The sequence below is a fragment of the Pseudoalteromonas sp. BZA4 genome, assembly GCF_040104395.1.
Taxonomy (GTDB): Bacteria; Pseudomonadota; Gammaproteobacteria; order Enterobacterales; family Alteromonadaceae; genus Pseudoalteromonas.
The window spans coordinates 1-12,314 of sequence record NZ_JBECOT010000044.1; the positions used below are offsets into that span (position 1 = coordinate 1).

Annotated in this window: 11 protein-coding genes; 2 read left to right on the forward strand and 9 right to left on the reverse strand. The window is 42.3% G+C overall.

Features of this window, described 5'->3' with window-relative positions:
- Positions 1–293: 293 nt before the first annotated feature.
- From ABMY41_RS15835 to cysG, 9 genes are all read right to left on the reverse strand, one after another.
- A protein-coding gene (locus tag ABMY41_RS15835) for an IS3 family transposase (RefSeq protein ID WP_289098861.1) occupies positions 294–1,456 on the reverse strand; the annotation gives its coding sequence in 2 pieces (ribosomal slippage) (positions 294–1,201 and positions 1,201–1,456; 1,164 coding nt in all).
- A 619-nt stretch (positions 1,457–2,075) separates the two neighbouring features.
- On the reverse strand, positions 2,076–3,338 hold the full coding sequence (locus ABMY41_RS15840; protein ID WP_289098721.1) for an aromatic amino acid transport family protein: 1,263 nt from the start codon (positions 3,336–3,338) through the stop codon (positions 2,076–2,078).
- A gap of 153 nt (positions 3,339–3,491) precedes the next feature.
- Entirely contained in the window at positions 3,492–3,683 is a 192-nt protein-coding gene (locus ABMY41_RS15845) for a hypothetical protein (protein ID WP_252950284.1), read from the reverse strand.
- 176 nt (positions 3,684–3,859) lie between these two features.
- Positions 3,860–4,630 carry a 3'(2'),5'-bisphosphate nucleotidase CysQ gene (gene cysQ, locus ABMY41_RS15850; protein ID WP_289098719.1) on the reverse strand — a complete coding sequence of 257 codons (771 nt, stop codon included), beginning with the start codon at positions 4,628–4,630 and terminating at the stop codon, positions 3,860–3,862.
- A gap of 3 nt (positions 4,631–4,633) precedes the next feature.
- Positions 4,634–5,230 carry an adenylyl-sulfate kinase gene (cysC, locus tag ABMY41_RS15855; protein WP_063700754.1) on the reverse strand — a complete coding sequence of 199 codons (597 nt, stop codon included), beginning with the start codon at positions 5,228–5,230 and terminating at the stop codon, positions 4,634–4,636.
- Between the two features lie 14 nt (positions 5,231–5,244).
- Positions 5,245–6,972, reverse strand: coding sequence for an SLC13 family permease (locus ABMY41_RS15860; protein WP_119854181.1), 1,728 nt, complete (start codon positions 6,970–6,972; stop codon positions 5,245–5,247).
- 32 nt (positions 6,973–7,004) lie between these two features.
- Complete coding sequence (gene cysN, locus ABMY41_RS15865; protein WP_062564376.1) at positions 7,005–8,429, reverse strand: sulfate adenylyltransferase subunit CysN; 1,425 nt, start codon at positions 8,427–8,429, stop codon at positions 7,005–7,007.
- A complete protein-coding gene (gene cysD, locus ABMY41_RS15870; protein WP_054564008.1) occupies positions 8,429–9,328 on the reverse strand; it encodes a sulfate adenylyltransferase subunit CysD in 900 nt (299 codons plus the stop codon). The genes cysN and cysD overlap by 1 nt, the downstream gene beginning before the upstream one ends.
- Before the next feature lie 35 nt (positions 9,329–9,363).
- Positions 9,364–10,785: a siroheme synthase CysG gene (gene cysG, locus ABMY41_RS15875; protein ID WP_054564014.1), complete on the reverse strand. Its 1,422-nt coding sequence runs from the start codon at positions 10,783–10,785 to the stop codon at positions 9,364–9,366.
- A gap of 271 nt (positions 10,786–11,056) precedes the next feature.
- Here cysG and deoC point away from each other — a divergent pair, with 271 nt between their 5' ends.
- The gene (gene deoC, locus ABMY41_RS15880) at positions 11,057–11,800 is read left to right on the forward strand and encodes a deoxyribose-phosphate aldolase (protein ID WP_289098717.1); all 744 of its coding nucleotides are present in this window, start codon (positions 11,057–11,059) and stop codon (positions 11,798–11,800) included.
- Positions 11,790–12,290: a hypothetical protein gene (locus tag ABMY41_RS15885; protein WP_287242121.1), complete on the forward strand. Its 501-nt coding sequence runs from the start codon at positions 11,790–11,792 to the stop codon at positions 12,288–12,290. Before deoC ends, ABMY41_RS15885 begins: the two co-directional genes overlap by 11 nt.
- Positions 12,291–12,314 lie beyond the last annotated feature (24 nt).

Consider the following 12,314-nt stretch of genomic DNA (forward strand, 5'->3'; position numbering starts at 1 on the left):
TGACCCCATGCCGAACTCAGTAGTGAAACGAAACAGCGCCGATGATAGTGTAGCAGCTGCTATGTGAAAGTAGGTCATCGCCAGGCTCCAAATAAGAGAAAGCCCGATTCGAAAGAGTCGGGCTTTTTTGCGTTTAGAGCTATCCATACAACGTGCCCTATTCTTTCTTGAGGTAGGTTGGGTAGAGCACAGCGAAACCCAACGAGTTAGCGAGTTGCAAGTTATCAAGGGTAAAGTTGAACTGTGGGGTTGTTTAGTACAGAGTCATAATAAGCTCACCCTGTTTGTTGTGGTCAACTAATTCCGGACAGTGAATTAAGTTTTTCTTCTGCTATAGCAGGGGCAACCATTTGATTATGGCTATGTGGTCTGCACCAGTTATAATAATTCATCAAATAATTACTAATGTCTTTTTCAGCTTCTTGATAATTACTATAACCTAATGAGGGAACCCATTCTGTTTTTAAACTTCTAAATAGACGCTCCATTGGCGCATTGTCCCAACAATTCCCCCGGCGACTCATACTTTGCTCTATCTGGTAACGCCACAGTCTTTGTTGAAACCTTCTTGCGTTGTACTGACTACCTTGATCTGAATGAAACATCACTCCAGATGGTTTGCCTCGTTGTTCGTAAGCCCTATCTAATGCTTTAATAACTAAGTCAGTGTCAGGCTTATCAGACATCGCCCAACCAACCACACGGCGAGCAAACAAATCGATAATAACAGCCAAATAAGACCATTTTTTACCCGTCCAAATATAGGTGATATCCCCACACCAAACTTGATTTGCGCTATTTACTTTAAACTCACGATTAAGTTTGTTTGGAATATCTGGTCGCTCCGCCGTCGCTAATTTATATGAATGAGGCCCAGGTTGTTTACAGACCAACCCCATATCACGCATGATACGGCGTACCTTAAAAACGCCTGCAGTTAAATCAGCGTCTTTTAGCATCACCGTCAACATGCGGCTACCAGCAGCTCCACGACTGAGTGAAAATAACTCGTTAATTGTTGATCTAAGCTGCACCTCTTCAAGTTTAATTGATGTCACACGCTGCTTAAAATCGTAATAACTCGAACGCGGAACATTCAATACGCTACAGACCATTTCCACTGACTCATGCTCACTTAATTGGTCTATCAACGAATATTGTTTATCTCGTCTGACATTAAGAGAGCGGTAGCCTTTTTTAAAATTGTTTTCTCTCTTTCAAGCCGATTAACTTTAGCTTCAAGCTCCTGAATTCTAAGCTGCTCAGGAGTAAGCGCTTTAGAATTTGGTGTTGTGCCACCACGCTCTTCTTGTAATTGCTTAACCCAACGTCGAAGGGCTGTTTCACCGACTTCTAGTGAACGAGCAGCTTCTGGAAATGAGTATCCATCATCAAGAACTAATTTTGCTGAACTAAGTTTAAACTCTTGAGAAAAAGAGCGACGTTGTTTTGTCATAGAACACCTCTGTTTGAGTGGTAATAATACCACCTAAATTAGTGTCCGGTTTCATTGAAGCACAACAGTTCATTCTCCAGGTAGGTTGGGTAGAGCGAAGCGAAACCCAACATAATCCATGTGACCCTCTTCATAACCCATGATTAAAAGTTCTTAAAAATGTCTACTAGTCTAACAGGTTAGCTATCTCTAAAACGGCTTATTTCACCTTGCGCTAATTCGTCTTTTACTAATGAGCTTTAACTCTTCATTGTGCATGACGAATTACCACACTGTTGGGTTTCGCTGCGCTTTAACCAACCTACGCAAGACTTGCAAACCTTATCCTGTTATTAAGCGACTTTGAAGTGCCTCCGGCGAGACTTTATTGCATATAGAGGCTCTGAGCCAAACACCTCCACCGAACGATAACGGCTGAAAGCTGATAGCTCTTTGATGTGTTGGGTTTCGCTTCGCATTAGCCAACCTACGCCAGACTTCCAAACTTTACTCTTTCAACTTTCCCCTCGCTAACTTTACTCTCACTAACTTTACTCTCGCTAACTTCACTCTCACATCTAAGGGACAAAAAAGCCCAGTCGGTTTCCAGGCTGGGCTTCTATATCTAGCAATGATGAGATTACTTAATCATGCTGTAGATAAGCGCAAATACGGCTAGAGAGCCAACGGTTAATACGAACAGTGTGCTTAAGCGGTTTCTGTATTTGTGTAAGCTAGGTACTTTATAAACGGCAATCATCGGCATGATGAAAAGGATCATGGCGATGATAGGGCCTGATAGCTGATCCATCATGTCTAAAATACTTGGGTTGATCACTGAGCAATACCAAATAGCGAAGAACATGATAACAGTGCCAATCTTATCGACGAGTTTAGGGTTCATATGGGCTTGCTTACTAACAAGACCATTAAAGCTTTCACGGGCACCTAAGAAGTGACCTAAGAACGAAGAGGTAATCGCAATAAAGGCAACTAATGGCCCTAAGGTCGCAATAAACGAGTTATCAGTGATATTGGCAAGGAATGACAAGATAGACACGTTATCAGCTTTTGCTTGTACCATTTGCTCAGTAGATAGTGACAGCACACACGAGAATACAAACAGTAAAACAAACACAATTAATAATAAGCTGGTGCGCTTTAGAATTGCTTCTGATTTCATTTTAGCATTGTTGCCATAGTGAGCACGCTGTACATGTACAAAGCTTGATATTGCTGCTGCATGGCTAAATGAGAATACGATGATAGGTATTGATAACCAAAGTGTTTTCATGAAGCCTGAAAACTCAGGGACAGATACATCTGGCATTTGCCAGCTTGGGATCAAGTAAATCGATAAGAAAAACAAGATTGCGACAAGCGGATAAACAAGGATTGCAAAAGCACGTAACATCAATGCTTCGCCACCTAGCATTAAGCTAATCATACCGCCAACGAGCACACCAGATAACAGTACGCGTGGTGGAGATTCAATACCTAATTGATTAACGATAAAGCTATCAACAGTATTGGTTAATCCAACACCATAAATAAGTAAGATAGGGAAGATAGAGAGAAAATACAGTAAAGATATTAAGCGCCCTGCATTAATGCCAAAGTGTTCTTCTACAACATCGGTAAAATCCGCTTCAGGCTGTTTTGATGATAAAACGAATCGGGCTAAACCTCTGTGAGCTAAGTAGGTCATCGGAAAGGCAAGGCATGCCATGATAATCAAAGGCCAAAATCCGCCGATACCGATATTAATTGGTAAGAATAAGATCCCTGCACCAACTGCGGTGCCAAATAAACTTAACACCCATTGGGTGTCATGAAGGTTCCATTTTGAGTTACTACTTGTTGTCGATGCATCATACGGCATAGCATCTTGATGTGTGTTCATTAGCACTCCACTATTAGAATAATAATTGTCGCGCAGCATATAGAAAAGCGATTAAGAATGCATGTTTTAGCGTTGTATTTAGATAACTATGCTGTAAGGAGAGACTTACAAAGGAAGGTGGCAGGGCTTATTTATAAAGCCCTGTTGTGGTATTTATTCTGCGGCTGCAAGTGCGCGAGCTTTAATGTCTGCGGCAAATGCTAAACCTTTCTTAAAACGTGCCTCAGCTGCACTGATTTCACTTTCATCACCATTAGCGGCAAGCACTCCTTGTGAAAGGGCTTTATATAGTGCGGTAATTTGTGCTTCATAGCCGGCTTCAATTGCTTTTTCAACAGTCGTCATGGTTATTCCTTTAATAGATTAAGAGAGCAAAATACTATAGGAACAAAGGCTTATTGGCTAGATGATTGTGGTCATAAAGTAGGGAATATGAAATCTGGATATTTACTTTGCGATGGCAGGGGAGATGCTGGGTTTCGCTACGCTCTACCCAGCCTACGATATTTAACGGAACGCTTTTAGTTATGTAATGCCGATACGACAAAATACGGATTCAGATACTCTTCTTTACTGTTATACAGTAGTGGGCTGCCATCGAGTTTGCTAACCGTTGCGCCTGCTATTTCGGCAATCGCATGACCTGCTCCGGTATCCCACTCACAGGTTGGGCCAAGGCGTGGGTATATATCAGCACTCCCTTCGGCAACTAGACAAAGTTTTAGTGAGCTGCCCTTTGAAACCATTTCTACATCTTCAAACTGTTTTACGAATTCAGCTAGATCAGGAGAAGGGTGTGAACGGCTGCCGACAACACGGATAAGCCCTTTATTTGGTTTACGGGTTACCTTAAGTTCAATGCGCTCATCACCTTTATCTTTAAAGGCACCAATTGCTTCAGCAGCAATATACGACACACCTAATGCCGGTGCATCGACAACAGCTAATACCGGTTTCCCTTTTTCAATCAAGGCAATGTTTACTGTGAACTCGCCATTCTTTTTGATGAACTCTTTGGTGCCATCAATTGGATCGACTAACCAGTAGCGTTGCCAAGTTTGACGAATATCCCAGCTAATATCAGCGCTTTCTTCGCTTAGAATTGGTACATCAGGGGTAAGGTGATGTAAGCCATTCACAATCACTTTGTGAGCTGCTAGGTCGGCGTCGGTCACTGGGCTTTCATCAGCTTTGTACTCAACATTAAAATCCTTTTCGTAAATCCCCATTATTGCACTACCGGCTTGGCGTGCGAGGAGTAATATTTCTTCTAGCAGTTCCGTTTGATTCATGACTTAACCTATAATTTGCTGTTGTTTTAAATACGCTACCAGTTCTTGCACCGATTGGTCTAGGCTGTTTTTACTGGTATCGATTTTAATTTCTGGCGATGTAGGGATTTGATAGTCTGAGTCGATACCTGTGAAGTGTTTAATTTCACCTGCACGGGCTTTTTTATAAAGCCCTTTAGGGTCGCGTGTTTCACACACGTCGAGCGGGGTATCTAAAAATACCTCAATAAACTCACCATCCTCTACTAAGTTTCTTACCATATCGCGTTCGCTTTGGAATGGTGAAATAAATGCGGTTAATACCACAAGACCGGCATCGACCATCAGCTTTGCAGTTTCACCGACGCGGCGAATGTTTTCCACGCGGTCTTCATCAGTAAAGCCAAGATCTTTACATAAGCCATGACGTACATTGTCGCCATCGAGTAGGTAGGTGTGAACACCTAGCTGGTTTAATGCGCTTTCTAGTGCGTTTGCAACAGTGCTTTTGCCTGAACCTGAAAAACCAGTGAACCATAAAATGGTTGGCTTATGCTTTTTTTGCTCACTACGCTGTGATTTGCTAATGGCGTAATTATGCCAAACAATATTTTCATCCATTGTCTTTACTCTCGTTATTGAAATGGGAATACCAGTGGTATGAGTGTTAAAACCGTAATCGAGTAAATAATCGATAAAGGTAAGCCCATGGCAATGTAATCTTTAAGTCGGTAATTTCCCGCGCTGTAAACCATCAAGTTAGTTTGATAACCAAATGGCGAAATGAAGCTCGCTGATGCACCAAATGCGACAGCCATAATAAAAGGCAAAGGTGATACATCAAAACCAACGGCGAGTGCATACGCTACCGGAAACGAAAGCGCGGCAGCGGCATTATTGGTAATGAGTTCGGTAAATAAAACCGTCATTAAGAATATGGCGATAAATGCGCCGTAAGGCCCAAAGTCACCTAATACGTATAACATGGCCGACGAAATTTCACCGGCAAGGCCTGTGCCTATCATGAGTTTGGCAAGGCCAATGGCACTACCGACTACTGCGAGTAACTCTATTGGGAAGCGACGTTTTACTTCACTTAGCTTGATTGTGCCCGTTAGCATTAAACCAATAAGAAGAACGAGTAGGCCTTTCACTAAGGGAACAAGGCCAACAATACTTAACCCCAATACGGTTGCAAAACTCGCTAACACAATATTTGATTGCTTAGGCTTTAAATGGGTTTGTAAATCAAGGCCTGAAATATAAACAAACTCGCGCTTTAAATTGGGTAGCGAGTAAAACTCTTTGCCAGGGGCAAGGATCAGTGAGTCACCGGCTTGCAATTGAACTTTACCTAAGCCACCTTGTAAACGGTCATGGCCGCGACGAATAGCAATAACGGCAGCATGAAATTGTTCACGAAAGCGAATTTCTTTAATTGTTTTACCAATGTATTTTGAAGAATGGCTAACAACAACTTCAACTAGGTGCTCAACATCTTTTTCATGTTTGTCGTGCACAACTTTTAAGCCGTCAAATTGGGTGAGCAGAGGTACTGACTTTATATCACCTACAAACAGCAGTACGTCACCTTCTTTGATAACTTGTTTTGGGGTAACCGCACAAATACGCTTATCACCGCGGATTATTTCGGCTAAGAACAAGTCTTTTAGTTCACGAAGGCCATTTTCCTCAACACTTTTACCAATGAGTTTTGAGCCTGCTTCTACTTTACCTTCTAGGTAGAAGGGCACCACCTCTTGGTCGTTTTTGCCGTTATCTGGCAAATACTTGAGCATCACTAAAATTGTGATAAGGCCAACGCTCAGTGCGCCTAAACCAATCAAGGTAAAATCAAAAAAGCCAAGCGGCTCCATGCCCGCTTCAACGGCAAAACCATTAACAATTAAATTTGTTGAGGTGCCTATCAGGGTGATCGTGCCACCTAAAATAGCTGTGTACGATAAAGGCAACAAAAGCTTAGACGGTGAATGTGTCGGGCTTTCTTTTATCGCACTGATCAGCGATGCCACTACCGCTGTATTATTAGTAAATGATGACAAAAAGGCGGTTGATAAACCAAGCTTGGTCACCGAACTTGTCAGGCTGCCTTTCGAAAGAGACTGAGCAAGTTTTTGTACTAACGTGGTTTTTTCTACAGCTATCGAGACGAGTACAAGTAGAATTAGAGTGATTAAAGAAGGGTTTGCATAGTTAATTAGCATATCCTCAAGGCTTATCAGCCCAGCTAAATAACTAATACCAATGGCGCCGACAAATAACCATGCTGGTTTTAGTCGAGTGCCAAAAAGGCACCCCACTAATACCAGCATAATGCCTGTTAATACCAGCTGTTGATACATGCTTTTTACTTCCTATAACAGGCGAATATTGATTATTTAAGCTTAGTTATATCAAGCGCTTGCCAATGAGGGAAGTGCTTGCGTACTAAGGCATTAAATTCAACTTCAAAGTCGCTAAAGCTACTTTGTTGCTCTTCAGTGCTAAGTAATTGCTCAATCATACCTGCCGCAACGGTTAGGTTTGATAAGCGATCAATTAGGATAAACGCACCTGTTTCATGGTTGTTGTGGTACTCATCAGCCAAAATTGTTTCTGTAAGCTCTAAAGTTACAATCGCAATTTCGTTCAGTTGTAATGAGTCTGCTTGACCATGCTCAAGGGTATTTACATCAATCGTGTGATCGATTTTTCTTACCACTGCCGAGGTGTTTTTGCTGCCTAACTTAAAGTTATAGCTTTTACCTAATACTAACGGTGCTTCATGCATCCATACTAATTTAGCTTGAATACGGTTTGTAACAGCGGCTTTTGAAGCGGCTGGTACAATCACATCGCCACGACTGATATCAATTTCGTCGTTTAACGTTAAAGTGATTGCTTGACCTGCTTCAGCGGTATCTAAGTTGCCATCGAAAGTCACAATCTCTTTGATACTTGAGCTTTTACCTGATGGTAAAACCTTTACTGCATCACCAACGCTGAACTTGCCAGACGTTAAAGTACCTTGGAAGCCGCGGAAGTCTAAGTTAGGGCGTACTACATACTGCACCGGAAGACGTGCTTCAAAACCGTTATCAAGTTCTGCAGCTGGTGAGTCTTCAAGTAACTCAAGTAGTGGTTTATCAGTGTAGTAAGGTGTGTGCTCTGAGCGTGTAACTACGTTGTCACCTTTAAGCGCTGACATAGGCACAAACTTGATATTAGTAACGTTTAGTTGCTCTGCAAACTTAAGGTAATCCGCTTTGATTTTCTCATATACGGTTTCATCGAAATCGACGATATCCATCTTATTGATAGCAACAACAAACTGCTTAATACCTAGTGAGTCACAGATAAAGCTATGACGCTTAGTTTGTACTTGTACGCCGTAACGAGCGTCAACTAAGATAATCGCCACATCACTGGTTGATGCACCGGTTACCATGTTACGCGTGTACTGCTCATGTCCTGGCGTATCAGCAATAATGAACTTACGTTTTGCTGTTGAGAAGTAACGATAAGCAACGTCAATGGTAATACCTTGCTCACGTTCAGCTTGAAGACCATCTACAAGAAGTGCTAAATCAAGCTCTTCACCGGCATTACCGACTTTTTCATTGTCTTTATGCAGGGCTGCAAGTTGGTCTTCATAAATTTGGTGACTGTCATGTAAAAGGCGGCCAATCAGTGTAGATTTACCGTCATCCACACTACCACAGGTCAGCATGCGTAAAAGGCTTTTGTCTTGTTGACGCGCAAGGTAGGCGTCGATGCCTAACTCTCTTACTTCATTAATCGTGTCATTTGTTTTAGACATTAGAAATAGCCCTCACGTTTTTTCTTTTCCATTGAACCAGCAGAGTCGTGATCAATCACGCGGCCTTCACGCTCAGAAGAGGTTGAAAGCAGCATTTCTTCAATAATTTCAGTTAAGGTTCCTGCATTTGATTCCACAGCACCTGTCAGCGGGTAACAACCAAGGGTACGGAAACGGACAGATTTCATTTGTGGTACTTCACCTTCTTCTAATGGCATACGCTCGTCATCAACCATGATTAGCGTGCCGTTACGCTCAACGACTGGGCGTTCTTTAGCCAGGTAAAGTGGAACCATTTCAATGTTTTCTTGGTAGATATACTGCCAAATATCAAGCTCAGTCCAGTTAGATAACGGGAATACACGAATGCTTTCACCTGGGTTAACTTGGCTGTTATATGTATTCCAAAGCTCTGGACGTTGGTTTTTTGGATCCCATCTGTGGTGTTTGTCACGGAATGAGTAAACACGCTCTTTAGCACGAGACTTCTCTTCGTCACGACGTGCCCCACCAAACGCAGCATCAAAGCCGTATTTATCTAACGCTTGCTTTAAGCCCTGCGTTTTCATGATGTCGGTGTGCTTTGCCGAGCCGTGTACAAATGGATTGATATCAATCTCTAACCCTTCAGGATTTTTGTGGACGATTAAATCAAAGCCATACTCTTTAGCTAGGCGGTCACGAAACTCGATCATTTCCTTAAACTTCCAGTTGGTATCAACGTGTAAAAGTGGAAATGGGATCTTTGCTGGATAAAACGCTTTACGCGCCAAGTGTAATAACACTGATGAATCTTTACCAATTGAGTAAAGCATCACCGGGTTTTCAAACTCAGCAGCAACTTCGCGCATGATTTTGATACTTTCAGCTTCTAATTGCTGAAGGTGTGTTAAAGCCATTGTTAGTCGTCCTACTAAAATGATTAAAAGTTAAATTAAGCTACGCCAGTAATTGGCTGGGCAAAGCTGCTGGTTTGCTCTGTTTGACCAAACCATGCAAGCTGATGATGCAATGATGCAACTTCGCCAATAATTAATAAGGCGGGTGAGATAATGCTATGGCGTGAAATCAAATCAGCCAGCTCACCTAATTGCCCTGTTACCACACGTTGTTCTTTACGTGTGCCGTTTTCGATAATGGCAACGGGGGTATCTGCACCGCGGCCATGTTTTAATAGTTGCGCTTGAATATGCGGTGATTTAATCACTCCCATATAAATCGCTAAGGTCTGATTTGGCTTGGCAAGTGACTGCCAATCTAATTCTTGACCATCTTTTTTACAGTGACCCGTTACAAACTGAATGGCTTGCGCATGATCTCTGTGAGTAAGTGGAATACCTGCATAAGCGCTACAACCTGCAGCAGCAGTAATACCCGGTACTATTTGGTAACGCACTTTATTCGCGGCAAGAACTTGTACTTCTTCACCACCACGACCATAAATAAACGGGTCGCCGCCTTTAATACGGCATACTTTTTTGCCTTGCTTGGCAAAATCGACCAACATCTGATTGGTATCTTCTTGCGCCACACTGTGATCGCCTAACCTTTTACCTACGCAAACTAGGTCGGCATCACGGCGTACTAAATCCATAATTTCATCAGAAACTAAGTAGTCATATACAACTACGTCGGCTTGTTGCATTAACTGCAGTGCTTTTAAGGTTAATAGCTCAGGGTCACCTGGGCCTGCACCTACAACATACACTTCGCCTTCTGGTTCTGGCTTTGCATCTAACAATTGCTCTAACTGCGCTGTTGCAGCTTCGGTATTACCCGCTTGGACTTTGCTTACAACTGATGAATCAAATACGCCTTCCCAAAACTGGCGGCGGTCAGCAAAGTGTTTAAAGCGTTGTTTTACTTTGTCACGAAAGCTACCAACTAATGTAGCGAGTGGACCTATATGCTGTGGAATAAGCGTTTCGAGTTTTTCGCGTAAACGACGTGCTAATACCGGTGCTGTGCCTGCGCTTGAAATTGCAATTGTGATCGGGTCACGGTCAACAATTGATGGAAAAATAAAGCTGCACTTAGGTTGATCATCCACCACGTTAACGAAAATATTGCGCGCATTAGCAAGTTCGAACACATCTTTGTTAACGCTGTCTATATCAGTTGCAGCAATTACCAGCATTTGCTGATCTAAATACTGTTCTTTGAAAAAGTCGTTAATGAGTGTTACATCACCTTTCTCAGCAAGTTCTCGAAGTTCATCACAAAACTCAGGGGCGACTAGCGTCACATGAGCACGTGCTTTTAAAAATGCGCGGCATTTGCGTAACGCGACATCTCCACCGCCGACTACCAGCACAGGTTTGTCGTCTAATTTGGTAAAGATTGGTAAATATTGCACTTTGTTCTCACCCCTAAAACACATCAAGAAACTGCTTATTGCAGGCAAGCAGAATATAGTGCTCTAAAAAAAGTAAAAAATAATTAAAACCAAGTTTATATAACTAAAAGTTATACCGGGTGGTTTGTTTTGGCTTAAGACTTAGTTAACAAGGGATTGCGGCGAGTTACAAGTAAATAAGCAGCCTTATGGTGATTAGTTATGATTTATAGCCGAATGATAAAAATTTGCTACTATAGGTCACTAATATGGCAACACAAATATAAGAGCTATGACTAAAATGCAAACAAGCGCTGCCCAAGCGGTGGCACTGATGGACTTAACAACTCTGAATGACAGCGACACAACAGAAACCATTAATAACTTGGTTGCCAGTATTGAGCCAACGTTAGGCATTCCTGCAGCGGTTTGTGTATATAGCCAGTTTGTCAGTGACGCTAAACTGGCACTTGCTGAGCGTGAATTACAGCAAGTCAAAGTGGCTACAGTTACTAACTTTCCTAGTGGGGAGCAACCGTTAGAGGAAGTGCTAAATGAAACCTTATTTGCCATTGAACGCGGCGCTGATGAAATTGATTTAGTGATCCCCTACAAAGCGCTTATTGGTGGTGATGAGCGCAAAGTTTTAGGGTATGTCAAAGCGTCAAAAGAGGCATGTGGTACTCAAGCGCAGCTTAAAGTCATTATCGAAAGTGGTGAATTAAACGATGACCTCATTGCAACAGCAACTAAACTAGCAATTGATGGCGGCGCTGACTTTATTAAAACCAGTACAGGTAAAGTGGCTGTTAATGCAACGCTAGCTGCAACAGACATCATGTTGAACAGCATAAAAGCGAGTGGCAAAAAGGTTGGTTTTAAGGCGGCAGGTGGGGTCAGAACAGTCACCGATGCTGCTGAGTATCTAGCCCTAGCTGAGTCAATTATGGGTGAAGCGTATTTACAACCTGAGCTATTTCGTTTTGGCGCTTCTGGGTTATTAAAAGATGTGTATGCAACATTAAATGAATCGTGAAAGTGAACAAGAAAAAATAGCGCTGGAGCATGGCGCAGCAAAGTTGTTTTTGCGCTGTTACGAAAAGCAGTTTGGCGTAAGTATGCGCAATATTTGGCATAACACGCCGAGTAAACCAGACGTGAGTTGTTATAAAGGTGATGAACGGCTTGATATTGAAGTCGCACATTTATATGCCAGCGAAACTGAGGCAATGGCGGTGTTAGGTCGGCCGCTGTCTATCTCAATGCAACGAGATCTTGCTGAAATGGCTTTAGCACCGAGTAACGAGCGTTTGCACTGTGCTTTACATCGCTTGCTGGCACAAAAAGCTAAGAAACACTACGAGTCTACTCAGCCTTGGTTATTAATTCGAAATGCCAGTACTATATGGCATCTTGATGATTTTAAGTCAGTACTTACTCACCTTGATGTGCCTAAGAGTCATCCATTTCAACAAATTTGGTTGTTATGTGATTTTTATCGTGGTGAGCTATTACAAATTTTATAACTAAGGTTTTAAACAGCCAGTGCT